At 71.8% G+C, this 17,977-nt stretch carries 22 protein-coding genes; 12 read left to right on the top strand and 10 right to left on the bottom strand.

Features of this window, described 5'->3' with window-relative positions:
• Positions 1-106 precede the first annotated feature (106 nt).
• Entirely contained in the window at positions 107-2,113 is a 2,007-nt protein-coding gene (locus tag OF850_RS10360; RefSeq protein WP_301589998.1) for a sensor histidine kinase, read from the top strand.
• A gap of 8 nt (positions 2,114-2,121) precedes the next feature.
• Here the strand turns inward: OF850_RS10360 and OF850_RS10355 are convergent, their stop codons facing one another.
• Positions 2,122-2,604 (bottom strand): peroxiredoxin, encoded by a 483-nt coding sequence (locus tag OF850_RS10355; RefSeq protein WP_301589996.1) that lies wholly within the window; start codon positions 2,602-2,604, stop codon positions 2,122-2,124.
• Between the two features lie 93 nt (positions 2,605-2,697).
• Here OF850_RS10355 and OF850_RS10350 point away from each other — a divergent pair, with 93 nt between their 5' ends.
• Genes OF850_RS10350 through OF850_RS10330 form a run of 5 tightly spaced genes read left to right on the top strand, consistent with a single transcriptional unit; the run spans position 2,698 to position 6,295 of the window.
• The gene (locus tag OF850_RS10350; protein ID WP_408906467.1) at positions 2,698-3,324 is read left to right on the top strand and encodes a YqgE/AlgH family protein; all 627 of its coding nucleotides are present in this window, start codon (positions 2,698-2,700) and stop codon (positions 3,322-3,324) included.
• A 51-nt stretch (positions 3,325-3,375) separates the two neighbouring features.
• On the top strand, positions 3,376-4,185 hold the full coding sequence (proC, locus tag OF850_RS10345; RefSeq protein ID WP_301589995.1) for a pyrroline-5-carboxylate reductase: 810 nt from the start codon (positions 3,376-3,378) through the stop codon (positions 4,183-4,185).
• Between the two features lie 7 nt (positions 4,186-4,192).
• On the top strand, positions 4,193-4,882 hold the full coding sequence (locus tag OF850_RS10340) for a cyclase family protein (RefSeq protein WP_301589994.1): 690 nt from the start codon (positions 4,193-4,195) through the stop codon (positions 4,880-4,882).
• 1 nt (position 4,883) lies between these two features.
• Positions 4,884-5,822 (top strand): allantoinase PuuE, encoded by a 939-nt coding sequence (locus OF850_RS10335; protein WP_301589992.1) that lies wholly within the window; start codon positions 4,884-4,886, stop codon positions 5,820-5,822.
• On the top strand, positions 5,819-6,295 hold the full coding sequence (locus OF850_RS10330) for an ureidoglycolate lyase (RefSeq protein ID WP_301589991.1): 477 nt from the start codon (positions 5,819-5,821) through the stop codon (positions 6,293-6,295). The genes OF850_RS10335 and OF850_RS10330 overlap by 4 nt, the downstream gene beginning before the upstream one ends.
• Position 6,296: 1 nt before the next feature.
• Here OF850_RS10330 and OF850_RS10325 read toward each other — a convergent pair whose 3' ends face one another.
• The gene (locus OF850_RS10325) at positions 6,297-7,265 is read right to left on the bottom strand and encodes a Bug family tripartite tricarboxylate transporter substrate binding protein (protein WP_301589990.1); all 969 of its coding nucleotides are present in this window, start codon (positions 7,263-7,265) and stop codon (positions 6,297-6,299) included.
• Between the two features lie 176 nt (positions 7,266-7,441).
• On the opposite strand from OF850_RS10325, the gene OF850_RS10320 reads away from it, so the two are divergent.
• Positions 7,442-7,864 (top strand): YciI family protein, encoded by a 423-nt coding sequence (locus OF850_RS10320; protein WP_301589989.1) that lies wholly within the window; start codon positions 7,442-7,444, stop codon positions 7,862-7,864.
• On the opposite strand, the gene OF850_RS10315 is transcribed toward OF850_RS10320, so the two are convergent.
• The 4 genes from OF850_RS10315 to OF850_RS10300 are packed head-to-tail and all read right to left on the bottom strand — an operon-like array spanning position 7,861 to position 12,182.
• The gene (locus tag OF850_RS10315) at positions 7,861-9,195 is read right to left on the bottom strand and encodes a class I adenylate-forming enzyme family protein (protein WP_301589987.1); all 1,335 of its coding nucleotides are present in this window, start codon (positions 9,193-9,195) and stop codon (positions 7,861-7,863) included. The two genes, OF850_RS10320 and OF850_RS10315, sit on opposite strands and share 4 nt — an antisense overlap.
• Positions 9,195-10,433: an acyl-CoA dehydrogenase family protein gene (locus OF850_RS10310; RefSeq protein ID WP_301589986.1), complete on the bottom strand. Its 1,239-nt coding sequence runs from the start codon at positions 10,431-10,433 to the stop codon at positions 9,195-9,197. Before OF850_RS10310 ends, OF850_RS10315 begins: the two co-directional genes overlap by 1 nt.
• Positions 10,434-10,437: 4 nt before the next feature.
• Positions 10,438-11,154: an alpha/beta fold hydrolase gene (locus OF850_RS10305; RefSeq protein WP_301589984.1), complete on the bottom strand. Its 717-nt coding sequence runs from the start codon at positions 11,152-11,154 to the stop codon at positions 10,438-10,440.
• Positions 11,151-12,182 carry a M29 family metallopeptidase gene (locus OF850_RS10300; RefSeq protein WP_301589983.1) on the bottom strand — a complete coding sequence of 344 codons (1,032 nt, stop codon included), beginning with the start codon at positions 12,180-12,182 and terminating at the stop codon, positions 11,151-11,153. Before OF850_RS10300 ends, OF850_RS10305 begins: the two co-directional genes overlap by 4 nt.
• 151 nt (positions 12,183-12,333) lie before the next feature.
• On the opposite strand from OF850_RS10300, the gene OF850_RS10295 reads away from it, so the two are divergent.
• The 4 genes from OF850_RS10295 (at position 12,334) to OF850_RS10280 (ending at position 15,612) form a co-directional block, all read left to right on the top strand.
• Entirely contained in the window at positions 12,334-12,840 is a 507-nt protein-coding gene (locus OF850_RS10295) for a MarR family winged helix-turn-helix transcriptional regulator (protein WP_301589982.1), read from the top strand.
• Positions 12,841-12,978: 138 nt separating this feature from the next.
• On the top strand, positions 12,979-13,950 hold the full coding sequence (gene hslO / locus OF850_RS10290) for an Hsp33 family molecular chaperone HslO (protein ID WP_301589981.1): 972 nt from the start codon (positions 12,979-12,981) through the stop codon (positions 13,948-13,950).
• Positions 13,950-14,570 (top strand): hypothetical protein, encoded by a 621-nt coding sequence (locus tag OF850_RS10285; RefSeq protein ID WP_301589980.1) that lies wholly within the window; start codon positions 13,950-13,952, stop codon positions 14,568-14,570. The genes hslO and OF850_RS10285 overlap by 1 nt, the downstream gene beginning before the upstream one ends.
• A gap of 67 nt (positions 14,571-14,637) precedes the next feature.
• Complete coding sequence (locus OF850_RS10280; protein ID WP_301589979.1) at positions 14,638-15,612, top strand: Bug family tripartite tricarboxylate transporter substrate binding protein; 975 nt, start codon at positions 14,638-14,640, stop codon at positions 15,610-15,612.
• Positions 15,613-15,711: 99 nt separating this feature from the next.
• On the opposite strand, the gene OF850_RS10275 is transcribed toward OF850_RS10280, so the two are convergent.
• Positions 15,712-16,134: a nuclear transport factor 2 family protein gene (locus tag OF850_RS10275; RefSeq protein WP_301589978.1), complete on the bottom strand. Its 423-nt coding sequence runs from the start codon at positions 16,132-16,134 to the stop codon at positions 15,712-15,714.
• Between the two features lie 68 nt (positions 16,135-16,202).
• Here OF850_RS10275 and OF850_RS10270 point away from each other — a divergent pair, with 68 nt between their 5' ends.
• Positions 16,203-16,661 carry a MarR family winged helix-turn-helix transcriptional regulator gene (locus OF850_RS10270; RefSeq protein ID WP_301589977.1) on the top strand — a complete coding sequence of 153 codons (459 nt, stop codon included), beginning with the start codon at positions 16,203-16,205 and terminating at the stop codon, positions 16,659-16,661.
• Here OF850_RS10270 and OF850_RS10265 read toward each other — a convergent pair.
• From OF850_RS10265 to OF850_RS10255, 3 genes are read right to left on the bottom strand one after another with little or no spacing between them, the layout of a single operon-like run.
• On the bottom strand, positions 16,651-16,950 hold the full coding sequence (locus tag OF850_RS10265) for an AzlD domain-containing protein (RefSeq protein ID WP_301589976.1): 300 nt from the start codon (positions 16,948-16,950) through the stop codon (positions 16,651-16,653). The two genes, OF850_RS10270 and OF850_RS10265, sit on opposite strands and share 11 nt — an antisense overlap.
• Positions 16,943-17,605: an AzlC family ABC transporter permease gene (locus OF850_RS10260; protein WP_301589975.1), complete on the bottom strand. Its 663-nt coding sequence runs from the start codon at positions 17,603-17,605 to the stop codon at positions 16,943-16,945. Before OF850_RS10260 ends, OF850_RS10265 begins: the two co-directional genes overlap by 8 nt.
• Positions 17,602-17,961, bottom strand: coding sequence for a helix-turn-helix transcriptional regulator (locus OF850_RS10255; RefSeq protein ID WP_301589974.1), 360 nt, complete (start codon positions 17,959-17,961; stop codon positions 17,602-17,604). The genes OF850_RS10260 and OF850_RS10255 overlap by 4 nt, the downstream gene beginning before the upstream one ends.
• Between the last annotated feature and the right edge of the window lie 16 nt (positions 17,962-17,977).

The following is a 17,977-nucleotide window of genomic DNA, read 5'->3' as shown; positions in this document are numbered from 1 at the left end:
AACTTTCACGCGTTTGGCTTGCGCAAACACCTCCCTCCGACTTATCCATAATGGAAGCATCACAGTAGCTGGGATCCTGCCGCTAATGTCCGCCGGGGAGAGAGCGATGCTGAAGCGGCTCCCCGTTTCCTTCCGGCTGCTTCTTGTCCTCATGGCGCTGGGCCTCACCGTGCCCTTCACCGTCCTGGCCAGCCACGCGGTCTGGCGGGCGGTCAGCACCGAGCAGCACCGGTTCAGCGAGCAGCTCCTCGCCACAGCCCGCGCCCTCGCCCTCGCCGTGGATCGGGAGCTGGGCCAAGCCCGCGCGCGGATCGACACCCTGGTCCTGGCCCGCTCCCTGGCCTCGCGCGACTTCGACGACTTCATCGAGCAGGCCCGGCCGACCCTGCCCGAGGGTACCTCCGTCACGCTCTACGACTCGCGCGGCACCATGCTGTTCGACACCAAGCTCGGTCGGGTCGACCCGCGCCTTTCCGGTGCGGGAGAGGCGGTAACGGCTGGCTTGGCGCAGGAGGGGTTCTTCGTTTCCCCCCTGTTCATCGGCGCGCATTCGGGGAAGCCCTTCATCCTGATCGGACGGCCGGTGATCCTGGGGGGCGAGCGCTTCCTGCTCGGCTACGTGCTGAGCAACAGCCGGCTGCAGGACCTCCTCCAGGCCCAGCGCATCCCGGAGAACTGGACTTCGGCCATCCTGGACAACCGGATGCGCGTGGCGGCCCGCTCCCGCCTGGAGGAGCGCTTCGTGGGCGCGGAAGCCCGGCCGGAGATCCGGGATCTGCTCGGCAGGGGTGAGGGCGTCCACCCCTCCTTTGTCAGCATGGATGGGCAGCGCAGCGTGGTCGCCGCCGCCCCGGCGCCGGAAAGCGGCTATGCGGTGGTGATGGCCGCGCCGAAGCTGGCGCCGCTGGCCGCCGCCTCGCGCGCCATGGCGCCCACCCTGCTCGCCGGGCTTGCGCTGGTGCTGTTCGGGATCGTTATCGCCGTGCTGCTGGGGCGCCGGCTCGTCGGGGCGCTGGACCGGCTGCGCGCGGGGCCGGTTCCCGGCGCCGGCACCGGGATCGCCGAGGTGGACGAGGCGGCGCGGCGCATCCATTTCGCGCGCCGCGCCCGCGACGAGGCGCACGAGGCGCTGCGCCTGAGCGAGGAAAGGCTGCGACTCGTCACCGAGGCCTTCATCGGCGGCGTGTACGAATGCCTGCCCGACCGCGACGAGCAGGTCCGCTCCCCCGGCGTCGCGGCGTTGGTGGGCGAGGCGTCGGACGAGCCCGGCCGCGAGTGGTGGCGGTCACGCATCCATCCCGCCGACCGGGAGCGCTGGCTGGCGGCGCGCAGTGCGCTGGAGCGCGGCGAGGCCGAAAGCTTCGAGGCCCGCTACCGCGTCCGCCACGCCGCCGGGCACTGGGTGCATGTCTGGCACCGCTCCCTCGCACTGCGCGGCAAGGATGGGCGGGTGGAACGGCTGGTCGGTTCCGTGCTGGACGTCTCGGCCGAGGCGGAGGAGCGGCGGCGCGCCGAACTTCTGGCGCGCGAGATGGATCACCGGGTGAAAAACAGCTTCGCTCTGGTGACGGGCCTGGTCGCGGCCAGCGCGCACCGCCACCCCGAAGCGGAAGGTCTGGCCCAGGAGCTGCGCGAGCGGCTGAACGCACTTTCCGTGGCCCACGACCTGTCGCGCGGGGGCGGGTATGCCGCGACGGTGCGGGGGCTGCTGAAGCGCCTCGCCAAGCCGCATGGGGACGCGGTGGTGGTGCTGGGCCTGGACGCGACGCTTCCCGCCGACCAGGTGCAGCCCCTCGCCCTGGTCGTCCATGAATGGCTGACCAATGCGCTGAAGCACGGGGCGCTGTCCCGTCCGGGCGGCCGGATCCTGCTCGACCTGTCGGTGCCGGGGGGAACCATCACCTTGTCCTGGCGCGAGCAGGGCGGCCCGCCCGTCTCACCCCCGGCGGAGCGTGGCTTCGGCTCGGAACTGGTGGATGCCACGGTTGTCGCCCAACTGGGCGGGTGCGTGGAGGAGGAATGGGCGCCGGATGGGCTGCGCCGCGTACTGCGCTGGCCGGGGGAGGCCACGCCGACCGGCACGGCCCCCCTCGCCCTCCTCCGTCAGGCTTGACCCGGCGCTCAGACGGCGTCGAGCAGCGCCTCGGCCTTGCTGACCTCGAAGGCGCCCGGCGCCTCCACGGCCACGTGCGACACGACGCCGTCCTTGGCCACCAGGGCGAAGCGCTGGCAGCGCAGGCCGAGGCCGCGGGCGGTGAGGTCGAGCTCGAGGCCCATCGCCTTGGTGAAGGCGCCCGACCCGTCGGCGAGCATCGTCACGTCCTCGCCCACGCCCTGGTCGCGGCCCCAGGCGCCCATCACGAAGGCGTCATTCACCGCGACGCAGGCGATCGTGTCCACGCCCTTGTCGCGCAGCGCCTTGGCGTTGGAAACGTAGCCCGGCAGGTGCTTGGCCGAGCAGGTGGGAGTGAAGGCGCCCGGCACGCCGAACAGCACGACGGTGCGGCCGCCGAACAACTCCTCCGTCGTCACCTCGCGCGGCCCTTCGGCCGTGGCCTGCATCAGCTTCGCAGAGGGGATCTTGTCCCCGACCTTGATCGTCATCCCGATTCCTCCGGAGTGCTGCCCTCCGCTTTAGGCAAGAGCCGGGACGCTGTCACGCTTGCAGGGGGGCACCGGCCTCGCCATCTTCCACCTATGGCCAAGGACGACTGGAAGGCCGCCTTCGGGGCGGCGCGGGGTGGGCCCAGCCCGGAGGATCCCATCGCGGAGGGACGCCTCGCCGGGCAGTTGCTGATCGCGATGCCACACATGCAGGACCCGAATTTCGCCGGGGCAGTGATCTGCGTCTGCGCCCATTCGGAGGAGGGGGCCATGGGCCTCATCCTCAACAAGCCCATCGAGCGCCTGACCTTTGACGCGCTGCTGAAGCAGGTGGGGGTGGAACCGGTGCCGCCGGCCCGCCGCATCCGCCTCGTCGCCGGTGGCCCGCTGGAGGAAAGCCGCGGCTTCGTGCTGCACAGCGGCGACTGGAAGGCCGAGGGCTCGCTGCCGGTGGAGGGTGGCTTCGGCCTGACCGCGAGCGTGGAGATCCTGAAGGCCATCGCCGCGGGGGGCGGCCCGCGCGAATGCATCCTCGCCCTGGGCTATGCCAGCTGGGGCGCCGGCCAGCTGGAGGAGGAGATCGTGCAGAATTCCTGGCTGTCCGTCGGCGCGGACGAGGAATTGCTGTTCGACGGCGACGCCGCGACCAAGTGGCGCCGGGCGTTGGCCAAGCTGAAGGTGGACCCCCTGCTGCTGAGCGGCGCCGCCGGCCACGCCTGAACGGCGGGGACGAGGTTCCCGCCCCCGGAAAGCCAAGCTAGGCTTTCCGGCATGACGCTCCCTCCCCTTCTCCTGCTCGGCTGCGGCAAGATGGGCGGGGCCATGCTCGCCGGCTGGCTGGAGCAGGGCCTGCCGCCCGAAACCGTGGTGGTCGAGCCCCACGCCCCCGCCGTCGCGGCCTTCGCGGGCCGCGTACGCCACGTGCCGGAACCCGGCGCGATCCCCGACGGGTTCCGCCCGGGCGCCGTCATCCTCGCCACCAAGCCGCAGGAAGCGCCGAGTGCGCTGCCGCCGCTGGCGCGCTTCGCGGGCGAGGACACGGTGTTCCTGTCCATCATGGCCGGGCGCGGCGTGGCGGGGATGAACGCGCTGCTCGGCGGGTCCGCACGCATCGTGCGCGCCATGCCCAACACCCCCGCCGCCGTGCGCCAGGGCTTCACCGCAGCCTTCGCCGGGCCCGGCGTCTCGTCGGAGCATAAGGCGCTGGCCGACGCGCTGCTGGGCGCCATCGGCGAATGCGCCTGGGTGGAGGAGGAAGGGATGCTGGACGCGGTCACCGCCGTGTCCGGCGGCGGCCCGGCCTATGTGTTCCTGCTCGCCGAGGTGCTGGAGCAGGCGGCGCTGTCGCAGGGCCTGCCCGCCGATCTCGCGCGCCGCATGGCGCGGGCGACCGTTTCCGGATCGGGCGCGCTGCTCGCCGCCAGCACGGAGGACGCGGCGACGCTGCGGGTGAACGTCACCAGCCCCAAGGGCACCACCGAACGCGCCCTGGCCGTGCTGATGCGCGAGGAGGCGTGGCCCGCCCTGATGCGCGAGGCCATCGCCGCCGCGACCGCGCGCTCCCGCGAACTGGCAGGATAAGGCTTCCATGGAAATCATCGACCTCAGCCGAGAGATCTTCCACCGCACCCAGGTGCACCCGTCGCATCCGCCCGTGGTGATGACGGTGTGGAACGACCACACCGAGAAGAAGCACGCCGGCAACACGACCTTCAGCAGCAAGGCGCTTTCCATCAGCTTCAGCGACCACGCGGGCACGCATGTGGACGCGCCGGTGCATTTCGACTCCCGCCCCGGCGCGGCCTCCATCGACGAGGTGCCGCTGGAGCGCTTCATCACCTCCGCCTTCTGCATCGACCTGTCGCACGTACCGTTGAAGCACGCCGCGACGGTGGAAGAAGTGCAGGAGGCGGTGCGGAAGTCGGGCGAGACGATCCGGGTGGGCGACACGGTGCTAGTGCTGCTCGGCACCAATGCGCGGCTGCTCGGCAAGCCGGGCTACTTGCACGATTTCGCAGGGCTTTCGGTCGAGGCGATCCACTGGCTCGCCGATCAGGGCATCGGCATGTTCGGCGTGGAGGCGATCAGCCCCGCGCCGGAGGGCGAGCCGAACTTCCAGGCGCATCTCGCCTGCGCGGAGCGCGGCATCACCCACATGGAATGCCTCGCCAACCTGGAGGCGCTGGTGGGGCGCGGCCGCTTCCGCTTCATCGGCCTGCCGCTGAAGATCCGCGGCGGCACGGCCAGCCCGATCCGCGCCGTCGCGCTGTTCGAATAGCATGACCTATTATCCGCGCGACCTCGTCGGCTACGGCGCCCATCCGCCGCATCCGCGCTGGCCCGGCGATGCCCGCATCGCGATCAACTTCGTCATGAATTACGAGGAGGGCTCCGAGCCCTCCCTGCCCGATGGCGACGGGCGCTCGGAAGCCGGGCTGACCGAGACGCCCGCCTCGCCCGTGCCCGTCGGGCAGCGCGACCTGGCGGCGGAAGGGATGTTCGAGTACGGCGCCCGCGTCGGCTTCTGGCGGGTCATGCGCCTCTTCGCCGAGCGCGGAATGCCCATGACCATCTTCGCCTGCGCCCTGGCGCTGGAGCGGCATCCGCCCGCCGCGCAGGCGATCCGCGAGGCCGGGCACGACATCTGCTGCCATGGCTGGCGTTGGGTCGAGCACTACAAGCTCTCGAAAGAGGAGGAGCGCGAGCACATCAGCCGCGCCGTCGAAAGCCTCCAGCGGACCACCGGCCAGCGCCCCGCCGGCTGGTATTGCCGCTACGGACCCAGCATCCACACCCGCGCCCTGCTCCTGGAGCATGGCGGGTTCCGCTACGACAGCGACGCCTACAACGACGAGCTTCCCTATTGGGTGACGCAGGACGGCAAGCCGCACCTCGTCGTGCCCTACTCGCTCGTCACCAATGACGCGAAGTTCGGGCGCGGCCAGTTCTCCACCGCCGATGACTATTTTTCCTTCCTGCGAGATCAGTTCGACATGCTCTACGCCGAGGGCGAGACGCAGCCGCGCATGATGTCCTGCGGGCTGCACCTGCGGCTGATCGGCCACCCGGCCCGCGCCGCCGGCCTCGCGCGCTTCCTCGACTACGTTCGCGGCCACGACCGCGTCTGGGTCGCCCGCCGCGTCGAGATCGCGGAGCATTGGCATCGCACCTTCCCCTACGAGCCGGGGATGGAGCAGATCGCGCTGGAGGCGCCATGACCCGCACGCTTCGCCTCGAACCCCTCACGGCCGAGGCCTTCGCGCCTTTTGGCGAGGTGATGGACGCGCCCGCCCTGGGCGAGCGTCCGATGCTCGGCGCCTCGCTGCGCGCCCTGCCGGGCGCGCCGACGCCCACGCTCGCCTTCAGCCACATCGCGCCGCATGCGCTGCCCATCGTCGCGACCAGGATGGAGCGGCACAATTCGTCCTCGCAGTGCTTCGTGCCGATGGACGTGTCGCGCTACGTGGTCATGGTCGCGCCGGACAAGGGCGGGGCGCCGGACATGGCGGGGCTGCGCGGCTTCGTGGCGCGCGGCGACCAGGCGGTGAACTACGCGATCGACGCCTGGCACCACCCGATGCACGCGCTGGACCGTCCCGCGCGCTTCGCCGTGCTCATGTGGAGCACGGGCGAGAAGGCGCGGGACGAGGAATGGGCCACCCTGCCGGAGCCGGTGACCCTTTCGGAGTGAACTAGCCGTCGGGGCGGATGTTGCCGCGCTGGATCACCTCGCCCCAGCGGGTGCGGTCCTGCGCGACGAAGCGGGAGAACTCCTCCACGCTGCGGCTCATCGGCTCCACGCCCTGCGCCTCCAGCTTGGCGCGGAACTCGGCGCGGCCCAGCAGCGCGTTCACTTCCTGCGCGAGGCGCTCGACCACCGGGCGCGGCGTGGCGGCGGGGGCGAAGAGCCCGTACCAACCGAGCGCCTCGTAGCCCGGCACGCCCGCCTCGGCGATGGTGGGCACGTCCGGCAGGGCGGGGTCGCGCCGCGCGGCGGTGACGGCCAGGGGCCGCACCCGCCCGTCGCGGATATGCGGCAGCGCGGTCGGGGTGGTGTCGAACATCATCGTCAGCCGCCCGCCCACCGTGTCCACCATGGCCGGGCCAGTGCCGCGATAGGGGATGTGGTTGATGTTCAGCCCCGTCTGCTGGAGCAGCAATTCGGTGAACAGGTGCTGCGCGGAGCCGATGCCGCTGGAACCGTAGGACAGCTCGCCTGGGCGCGCCCGCGCCATCGCCATCAGCTCGCCCAGGTTGCGCGCGGGCACGGCGGGATGCACCACCAGCACGGAGGCGACGGAGGCCAGCGGCGCGACAGGGACAAGGTCCCGCGCCGGATCGTAGGACAGGCGGAACAGCGAGGGGTTGATGGAGATCGGCCCCGTGCTGCCCATCACCAGCGTGTAGCCATCGGGCGTGGCGCGCACCGCCGCTTCCGTCCCGACGCTGCCGCCGGCGCCGGTGCGGTTCTCCACCACCACGGTCTGTCGCAGGACCGGACTCAGCTCCTCCGCCAGCACGCGGGCGAGGAGGTCGGCGGCACCGCCCGGCGGAAAGGGCGAGATGAGGCGGATGGAGCGCTGGGGCCAATCACTGCCCTGCGCCTGCGCGATGGCGGGTGCGGCAAGCGCGGCGGCAAGGAGGAGGCGGCGGGTCGGCATGGCGGTTCTCCTGAGATGGCGCAGCCTCCCGCCGCAGATGACACGGTGTCAATCGAAGCGGCGACGGCGAAGTGGCCCTGCCCGGCCCGATCCTGCCCGGATTCCGGGCAGGAGGCCCCTTGGCCGTGCCGCCATGCTGCGCGAGGCTTCGTCCGAAGTAAAAGGGATACGATCCGATGCGCGTCATGGTGCTGGTGAAGGCGACACGGGACAGCGAAGCCGGGACGATGCCGACGACCGAGCTGCTGACGGCGATGGGCCGCTTCAACGAGGAGTTGGCGCAGGCCGGCATCCTGCTGGCCGGCGAAGGGCTGAAGCCCTCCTCGGCCGGGCATCGCGTCGTGTTCGGGGGTGGTGAGCGCCGCGTGGAGTCCGGGCCCTTCGCCGCCACGACCGAACTCGTCGCCGGTTTCTGGCTCTGGCAGGTGAAGGACATGGAGGAGGCGCTGGCCTGGGCAAAGCGCTGCCCGGACCCGATGCCCGATGGCGGCACGCTGGAAATCCGCCCCCTCTACGAGATGGCGGATTTCGGCGAGGCGATGACGCCCGAACTGGCCGAGGCGGAGGAAAGGCTGCGTCCGGCCTCACCCCGCCACTAGGCATCGCCGATCAGGGCGCGCAGCGCCGCCACCTGCACCTTGCCCAGGGAGGTGCGCGGCAGGGTGCCCATCGTCACCACCGCGCGCGGATGCTTGAACCGGGCAAGGCGCCCTTCGCAATGGCGCAGCAGCGCCTCGGCGTCGAAGCCCTCGCCGGGCACGACCACGGCCACCGGCACCTCGCCCCAGCGTGGGTCCGGGCGGCCGACCACCGCGCATTCGCGCACGCCGGGGGCGGTCATCAGCACGCGCTCCACCTCCGCCGGGGCGATGTTCTCGCCGCCGGAGATGATCAGGTGCTTCAACCGGTCGGTGAACCAGAACTGCCCGGAGGCGTCGCGCCGCCCGAGGTCGCCGGTGCGGAACCAGCCATCCGCCGTCCAGGCCTCTGCCGTCGCCGTGGCCGCGTTCCAGTACCCGGAAAACAGGTTGGGGCCTCGCAGCTGGATCTCGCCTTCCTCGCCGGGCGCCGGCTCCGTCCCGTCGCGCCGCACGATGCGGGCGGCGCATTCGCCGATCGGATGGCCGATAGAGCCCGGCGCCGCCAGCGCCTCCTCCCGCGTCTGGGCGATGGCGATCGGGGCGCTTTCCGTCAGCCCATAGACCTGCTGCACCGGCACGCCCTTGCGGTGGAAGGCCGCGATCAGCTCGGGCGGCACGTCGGAGGAGCCCGCCCCCACCGCGCGCAGCGAGGACAGGTCGGCCGCCTCCCAGCGCGGATGCGCGACCAGTGCCCGCATCACCGCCGGCACCACCAAGGACAGCGTCGGCCGCTCCCGCTCCACCGCGTGGAGGAAGGCATCCGCGTCGAAGCGCCCGTGCAGCGTCACCCGCGCGCCGAGCAGCAGCGCCGGCATGGTCTGGATATTCAGCCCGCCCACGTGAAAGAGCGGCAGCACGGTGAGGACGTGATCCTGCGGCGAAAGCCCGAACATCGCCTGCGCATGTGCCGCGTTGGCGCGCAGCGCGGCGGCGGACAGCTTGGCACCCTTGGGATTGCCCGTGGTACCCGAGGTGTAGGCGAGCAGCAGCGTCCCATCGTCGCTCCGCACCGGGATGGCGGCGGGGCGCGGCGCGGTGGCGCCGGAGGACGGTCCCTCCCGCACTAGGCGCAGCCCCGCATCCTCGCTGATCCACTGCAGCTCCGCCGCGGCGAGGCGCCAGTTCAGCGGCACCAGCGCCGCGCCGACCGCTTCGCAGGCCAGGAGGCAGGCGAGCATGGAGGGATGGTTCAGCCCGATCCATCCCACGCGGTCGCCCCGCGCCACGCCCGCCGCCCGCAGCGCTTGCGCTTCGGCCTCGACGAGCGGGCGGAGCGCGGCGAGATCCATTAATCCGCCTCGCCCTTCTCGTAGAGGGAGTCGCGACCGATGCGGTCGATGCACAACTCCGCCGTCCAGGGCAGCATGAGCGAGCCGCAGCGGCTGTCGCGGAAGATGCGCTCCAGCGGCAGCGTCTTCAGCATGGCCTGGCCGCCGCAGGTGCGGACCGCCTTGGCGGCGAGGGCGGCGGCGTTCTCCATCACCGTGTGCTGCGCCGCCAGGGCGCGCAGCACCGCTTCCTTTGACGGGTCGGGGCCAGCCTCGCTCACCGCCGCGAACCACAGCGCCTTCGTCTGCTCCAACATCACGCGCATCTCCGCCACGGCGATCTGCTTGGTGGGATACATGCGGCGCTTAACCGGCGGCGTTCCGGGCTGCTCGCCGCGCAGGTAGCGGATCGTGAAGTCCAGCGCCGCCTGGGCGAGGCCCATGTAGGTCGGCGTCAGCGTCATGAACATGTGCGGCCAGCGCGACGCCGCCTGGAAGTACAGGCCGGGTGGCATCAGCATCGCCTCCTCCGGCACCCACACGTCGCGGAAGGCGAGGTTGCGCGACACGGTGCCGCGCATCCCCAGCGGGTCCCACTCGCCCTCCACCGACACACCCGGCGCGTCCTTCGGCACGGCGAGGTAGAGCGTGTCGCGGCGCGACAGCTTCTCCTCGTCATGCTGCTCGGTGCAAAGGATGCCGTAGAAATCCGCGTGGCCCGCGAGCGAGGCGAAGATCTTGCGGCCCTTGATGCGAAAACCAGCCCCATCGCGCGTGGCCGTGGTTCCGAAGGCGACGGTACCGGCCGCCGCCGCGCCGCCCTCGCTGAAGGGCTGCGAGAACACCGCGCCCTCGCCGAGGATGCGGCCGTAATGCAGCGCGCGCCGGCCCCGGTGCGTCGCGCGCGTTTCCTCGTCCATCTCCAGATCGTCGGTTAGCAGGCCGGTCCAGAGCGTCGAGCAGACATGCATGTTCCAGGTCAGCGCCGTGGCGCCGCAATAGCGGCCGAACTCCGCCGCGGCGAGGCAATAGGCGCGGAAATCGGCGCCCCACCCCCCTTCCTCGCGCCCGATGCAGATGCCGAGCCAGCCTTCGCGCCGCATGTCGTCGTAATTGGCGACGGGAAAGGAAGCCTCGCGGTCCCACTGCGCGGCGCGTGGCGCCAGGACGCGCGCGCCGAACTCGCGCGCGCGGGCGCAGAGATCGGCTTCGAATGCGGTCAGGCGGAAGCCGCGCGGGTCGAAGATCGGCACATCCATGCGGTCAGCCCTCGAAGAATTCGCGCAGCGCCGCGGCCAGTGCGGCCGGCGCTTCCAGATGCGGCATGTGGCCGGTGGGCAAGGCAACGAGGCGCGCATCGGGGAGGGCATCTGCCATGCGGCGCATGGTGCGTTCCGGCGCCGTCGCGTCCGCATTGCCTGCGACCAGCAGCGTGGGCTGGGTCAACTGCGGCAGCGCCTCGCGCCGGTCGAAGGTGGAAAGGCAGCGCAGCGTGGCGCGATAGGTGGCTTCGGGCACCTCGCCCATCGCCCGCGCCGCCGCCGCGCGCATCGCGGGCGTGGCCTCGGGACCGAATAGGCCTTCCAGCAGTTCCCCCGCGCATTCCGCCATGGAACGCCCGGCATCGAGCGGGGCGAGGCGCGCATGGAGGAACTGCTCGGCGAAGCGGGGGTCGCGGCCGCCGAAGGCCGGGGTGGTGGCGATCAGCGCCAGGCGCCGCACGCGCGCCGGATGAAGCAACGCCGCTTCCAGCGCGATCATCCCGCCCATGGAATGCCCGGTCAGATCGGCCTGTGCGATGCCGTGCGCGTCGAGAAAGGCGACCAGCGCATCGGCCAGCGCGGGGAAGTTTAGCACGGGCGGCAGCGCCGTCCCGCCATAGCCCGGCTGGTCCCAGGCGAGGAGCGGCAGGTCGCGCGCCACCTCCGCCCATAATCCGGCGCTGCCGCCGATCCCGTGCAGGGCAACAACGGGCGTCATGCGACGAGGCGCCCTTCGCGCACCACCGCCTCGCCATCTAGCTCGATCGTCGTGTTGAACACGGGAATGTCGAAATGCCCCTCGGTGTGGCGGCCCGCGAATTCGTTGGCGCCGGTGGAGAACAGGAAGTTGCCGGCCACCGCGCGAAGCTCCGTCCCGTTGGTGTCCGATCGGTCGTGGAAGAGCAGCGCCTCGTAGCGCGCGCGCGGGTTCATGCCCCAGCCGACATGCGACACCGCGTAGGCGAGCGGATCGCCCCACGCTTCCAGGTGGCGGCGCATCATCGCCGCATCGGCGCCCTCGCCCTCGATGCGCGTGACGTGATCATCCTCGATGGTGAGCACGACCGGGCGTTCGAGGTAGCGCTTGAAGGACAGGTTCACGTCGCCCGCATCGAGCACGAGGCGCCCATTCACCGTGCCGGCGCGCGGAAAGGCGACCACCACGCCGCCCGGCCAGTGCGCCACGGTGCCGGGCCGGTCCGTCCAGCCCCAGACGCCCGCAACCGGCGCACCCTCGATGGCGATGTCGAGCGCGGTGCCGGCGGCGGAGGAAACGCGCATGCGCCGCGCGGCACGCAGCCGCTTCACCGCCGCCTTCACCGGCGCGTCATCGCCTTCCAGCGGCACCAGGCGCTCCAGCGTTTCCGGATGCTCGTTGCTGACCATCAGCACGCGCGTGCCTCCTCCGAGGATGGCGGGGAGTTCCGGTGCGTGCAGCACCCCCTCCACCGTCAGGTCCACGAGGAAGCTGCAGGCGCCGATGGCGGCCAGCGCGCCCGGGTGTCCCGCGATGGCGCGCGACGCACCGGTGGAGCGGACCGGGACGGGCGCGGTGGGGCGCGGGCTGGGCAGGGTGACGCGCACGGGCCGCGCGCCGAGGCGCTGCAGCGCCGCTTCCGCCAGCGCGACATTCACCGGGCGCGACAGGGACTCCGCCAGCACGGCCACCGGCTCCCCGGGGGCGACACAGCACAGACGGAACGCCTGCTCGAAGGCGTCCTGCCACCCGGCTTCCCAGCTTTTCATCGCGCCGAATGCTCCTTGCCCCTCGGGAAAGTTAGCTCATGAAGATTCATGTGTCATGACAGTGAACAACCATGCGTAGTTCACCGAATTGGAAGCGCACGCGAATTTCGCCAAGACGATGCTCATGGACACCTTGACCCGAGATCGCGACATGGACATCGCCCTGAGCAACGAGGCGCCGCATTCTTCTGTCGTTCCATCGGGCGAGGGTCGCTTCGTGGACGACTACCTGCTCTACCTAATGGCGCGTGCCTCGCACGCCGTCTCGGCCGAGTTCCACACGACGCTGCGCCGCGCGGGCGTGCAGGTTCCGGTGTGGCGTGTGCTCGCGTCGCTGTCCGGCAGCACCACGGGCGAGACGGTGACCGGCCTCGCCGAGGCGTGCCTGCTCCAGCAGCCGACCATGACCAAGTTGCTCGACCGCATGGTGCGCGACGGCCTGGTGAAGCGCATGCCGGATGCGCGCGACCGCCGCGTGGTCCGCATCGCCATGACGCCGCGCGGCGAGGCGACGGTGCGCGAGCTGCTGGTCTCGGCCAAGGCGCACGAGGCGGAGCTCCTGTCCCGCTTCCCCGACATCGGCGCCCACCGGCTGAAGGAGCTGCTCCGCAGCATGGCCGCCCGTCCCGCGCGCGGCCGACGCCGCGAAGCCGCTTGAGGATCCCCCCGCCCGAGAAGCTCGGGCGATGGGTGCTAGTCGCCCTGGTTCTGGCGGCCGTGGTCAACATCCTGGTCCTGGTGACGCGCTGAGGCCCTGGCCCGGCGCGTTTTCCGTCGCGGGATCCCAGAGGGTGCAATGCGGCGCTCGCGTCGCTATCTCCCTCCCGTGACCCAGTTCGAACCCGACTTCCTCAACCACGACCGGCCGGACGTGCCGAATCTCGTGGTGTCCGACGGCGTGAGCCCCTTCCACCTGCACCACAAGCCCGTGCGCGGGCGGCTGGTGCGGCTTGGCCCGCTGGCCGACGCGATCCTGTCCCGCCGCGAGCAGGCGGAGCCGGTGCAGCGCCTGCTCGGCCAGGCGCTGGCACTGACGGCTGGCCTTGCCTCCGCCCTGAAGTATCGCGGCTCCTTCTCGTTCCAGGCCAAGGGGGATGGGCCGGTGCCGCTGCTGCTCGTGGACTGCACCGATGGCGGCGAGCTGCGCGGCCATGCCCGCGTGCTGGACGACAAGCTGGCCATGTACGGGCGCAACCCCTCGCCCCGCGCGCTGATGGGCAAGGGCTACCTCGCCTTCACCTGCGACCAGGGGCCGGAGATGGACCGCTACCAGGGCATCGTCGCCCTGGAGGGCCAGGACCTGACGGAGATGGCGGCGGGCTACTTCGCCTCCTCCGAGCAGCTTCGCACCCACCTGCACCTCGCCTGCGCGCAGGGGCCGGAGGGATGGCGCGCCTCCGCCCTCATCATGGAGCGCGTGGCGGGCGAAGGCGGGCTGGCGCCCGGAATGAACGCGGCCGAGCAGGACGATGCCTGGGACACCGCCGTCACCCTGGCGCGGACCCTGACGGAGGAGGAGCTTCTGGACGACGGGCTGCCACCCGGTCAGCTTCTCCACCGGCTCTTCGCGCTGGAGGGGCTCGCGCTCGACCAGACGCGGGCCCTGGCCTATGGCTGCCGCTGCTCGCGCTCCCGCCTCGCGGGGGTGCTGGAAGGCTTCCCGGCCGAGGATCTGGACGAGATGGCCGAAGGGGGACGCATCACCATGACCTGCGAGTTCTGCAACGTCAATTTCCGCTTCGAGCGCGACCAGGTGCAGGGCCGCTGATGCGCCGCCGCGTCCTGCTGCTCGCCCTGCCGGCCGCCGCCTGCGCCTCCCCGCCGCCGCCGCGCGTCGAAGGCCCGCCGATCGGCTATGGCCACCTGACCCAGCTTCGGCTGGACGTGTCCTCGGTGGAGATCGATGGGCGCGACCCCCTGCCCGGCCCCGGCGACCTGGGGCGCGAGCTGAGCCCCAGCGCCGTCGACGCGGTGCGGATCATGGGGCGCGACCGGCTTTCCGCCTTCGGGACGGAGAATCGCGCGGTGTTCAGCGTCCCGCGCGCGCAGATCACGCGCGACCGCCAGGGCGGGGGCGGCGTGTTCTCCGGCGGGCCGACGGAGCGGCTGGAGGCGCGCCTCGCCGCGCGGCTGGAGATCCAGGACCCGAATGGCCGCCGCCTGGGCTTCGCGGAGGCGGAAACCAGCCGCGTCCGCACCGGGGTGGACTCCAACCCCGCCGCACGCCGCGCCGCCGCCGAGTCGCTGCTGCGCCAGGCGATGTTCGACCTGAACACGGAATTCGAGTTCCAGATTCGCCGCACGCTGCGCCCCTATCTGACCGAGGGGCCGGGTCGTGGCCCCGCGCCCGCCGCGGGCGTCGAGCGGGAAGCCCTGCCCCCGTCCTGACCGGGGGCGTCTTGAACACGGCACGGATTCCGGCGGAAGCTTCCCTCACCGAAACGGAGGCTTCCCCATGGTCCTCGCCCGCCGCGCGCTGCTTGCCGCGCCGTTCGTGCTGCCCGCCGCCACGGCGCGGGCGCAGTCCTGGCAGCCGACGCGGCCACTTCGCCTGATCGTTCCCTTCGCCCCCGGCGGCTCCACCGACGTGGGCGGGCGCATCATCGCCGAGCGCATGGGGGAAACGCTGGGCCAGTCCGTGGTGGTGGAGAACCGCACCGGCGCCGGCGGCGCCGTCGGCATCGAGGCCGCGGCCCGCTCCCCGGCCGATGGGCACACGCTGCTGGTCGCCACCAACGGCGCCTTCACCCTGGCACCGCATCTCGGCCTGATGCGGCAGGTGGATGTGCGGCGCGACCTCGCCATGGTGTCGCTGATCTTCACCACGGACGTGATCGTGGTGGTGCACCCCTCCGTGCCCGCGCGCACGCTGCCGGAGTTCATCGCCCATGCGAAGGCGAATCCCGGGCGGCTGTCCTTCGCCACCTCCGGCGTCGGCACGGGGACGCACATCTTCACCGAGCTGTTCATGGCGGTGACGGGTACGCAGATGACGCACGTGCCCTATCGCGGCTCCGGCCAAGCGATGAGCGACCTGGTGAACGGAACGGTGCAGGTGATGCTGGACCAGCCCGCCTCCTCCATCGCACAGGTGCGGCAGAACCTGATCCGCGTCCTCGCCACCAGCGGGCCGCGCCGCCTGTCCCTGCTGCCCGAGACGCCGACCTTCACCGAGCTGGGCTATCCTGCGGCGACGGTGCAGTCCTGGGGCTCCATCGCCGTGCCTTCGGGCACGCCGCAAGCCGCCGTCGATCGCCTGGGCGTGGCGGTGCGCGAGGCGGTGGCGCATCCGCAGGTGATGCAGCGCATGGCCGCCGCCGGGCTGGACGCGGTCGGCTCCACCCCCGCCGAGATGGAGAGCTTCGTCGGCCGCGAATACGAGCGCTGGGGCGAGGTGATCCGCGAGCGCGGGATCAAGGTCGAGGGCTAGAGCATCTTCGCGCCAGGGAGGATCGCCTGGCGATTCGGGAAATCCGCCCAGAGAACGGACGAGACCCGCTTCACCGCATGCGGATGCGCTGAAGCGGGTCTAGTCCAGCCGCCGCCAGCCCTCGAACACCGTCTCGCGCGCGATCAGCCCGTCCCGCATCTCGAAGATGTGCAGTAGGCGGATCTCGACGCGGGAGCCGACGGGGACCGGCGCGTTCACCATGCCGTCGCCCACGAGGCGCAGACGCACCAGGCAGTCATCCACCACGCGCGTCTCAGTGGCGAAGCGGTCGAGCGGCACGATCTCGACCTCGGCCATGGAGGCGAACATGCGGCGGTAATTCGCCTCGATCTCCGCGAGGCTCGACAGGCGCAGGCCTCGTCCCGGCACTTCCAGCACGATGCCCGGCGCGTAGAGCGCCATGACGGAGGCGGGGTCCTCCGCCTCGCCACGTATATGCGCGTCCACGGTGGCGAGGTTGCGCGCGACGAGGTCGGGCGGGAGGGAGGCGAGGTGGTTCACGGCATCTCCTTTCGTCAGATCATCTGACTAAACTAGGCAGGACGCCTGACTTTCTGTCAAGTGGGGAAATGACAGTCGAACGACACCCCACCGAGGCGCGCCGCAGCCTGGGCTGGCTGCTCCGCCTGCCCTACGCCCAGCTGAGCGAGCGCGTCTATGGCGGCCTCGCCGCGCGCGGCTTCCCCGAGATCCGCGCCGCGCACGGCGCCGTGTTCCGCCACATCCTTCCCTCTGGCTCCCGCCTCACCGAACTGGCCGAGGCGGCGGGCATGACCAAGCAGGGCATGGCCTATCTGGTGGAGGGTCTGACCGGGGCCGGCTACCTGGAATCGCGGCCCGACCCGGCGGATGGCCGCGCGCGGCGCATCCACCTGACGCGGCGCGGCCAGGCGGTGATGGAGGCGCTGCTGGTGCAAAGCCGGGAGGCGGAGGAGGAATTCGGCCGCCGCATCGGCGCTGCCAAGCTGGCGCGGCTGCGGAGCCTGCTGGAGGAACTGGCCGAGGAGCTTTCGCCGGTCAGAGATTGAGCAGCACCGCCACGCCCAGCCCGACGAGGACCGGCAGCAGCAGCCCGCCCCGCCAGAACAGCACCGCCACCGCCGCCCCCATCCCGCCCAGCCGCGCCGCGAGGGGCAGCGTCGCCAGCGCGCCGGAAGGCAGGAGCAGCGCCGAGGCGACAAAGGCCGCCAGCGTCGCCATCGCGACGGAGGATGCCCAGCGGATGAAGGGGTGTTCCGGCCCCATCCGCCCCGCGACCGCCAGCCCGGCCGCGCGCAGCGCCGCGCAGGCGCCGATGAGCAGCAGGAGTTCAGTCACGACGGCGCGCCGACAGGGCGAAGGCGACACTGCCCCCCACCAGCCCCGCCGCCAGCAGGCCAAGGCTCGCGGGAAGCACCAGCGCCAGCGGCGTGGCCAGCAGGCCGCAGGCGACGGAAAGCCGCGCCGGATGCACCCGTGCCGCGTCGGCGACGATGAGGCCGAAATAGATCGGGTTGGTCAGCAGCAGCACCGCCAGCACCGGGCCGGGCAGCCGCCCCGCCAGCAGGAACCCGGCCAGCGACGACAGGCCCGCCACGAGCCAGGAGGTGAGGCCGAAGCCGAGGAACCAGCGCAGCCGCTCGGCGGGCGGGGTGTGGGGCAGCTGGCGCATCGCCATCGCCCAGGGCGTTACCGCGATGAAGGGCAGGGACAGCCAGCGCGCCCCGCCCCGGCCGAGCCAGGGCGAAAGCGACACCGCCATGGGCAGGAAGCGCGCATTGGCCGCCACCGCCGCCGCCACGCCGCCCCCGCCCAGCAGGATCATCTGCCCCGGCATGCCATAGACCCCCAGCGCCGCGAGCAACGCCCAGCCCAGCGGCAGCCCCGCCGCCGCGGTCGCGGTGCCGAAGGCCAGGAATGTCGCCGCCATGGCGAGTGCGGGGGCGCCCAGCGCCTCGCGGCAGGCGCGGGCGAAGGGACCGGTGCCGCTCACGGCCCCTCCGCCTCCAGCAGCGTCAGCAGGGCGTGCACCCGTTCGGAGGGGAGGTCGCGGATGCGGCGCGCCAGCTCGTTCGCCAGACGCGTCGCCTCCGGGCTCAGCCCCGCCGTGTCCACCACCACGCGCGGATGCGACAGCCGCGCGAGGGAGACGAGTTCCTCTGCCTCGTCCCAGATCTGGCCGAAATGCTCGTTCACCTGATGCACCAGCCCGGGGGAAGGCCGGCCGCGCCGCCCGTGCTCCAGCGCGGAAAGATAGGCGGGCGAGACCTGAAGGGCCGCCGCCAGTTCGGTCAGGGTGACGCCGCGCGCTTCCCGCAACTCGCGCAGCTTGCGGCCGAAGGGGGTCATGCCACGCCCGGTCGCG

The organism is Sabulicella glaciei, assembly GCF_026183895.1.
GTDB lineage: Bacteria > Pseudomonadota > Alphaproteobacteria > Acetobacterales > Acetobacteraceae > Roseococcus > Roseococcus glaciei.
This window is presented reverse-complemented; position numbering and strand designations above follow the sequence as displayed.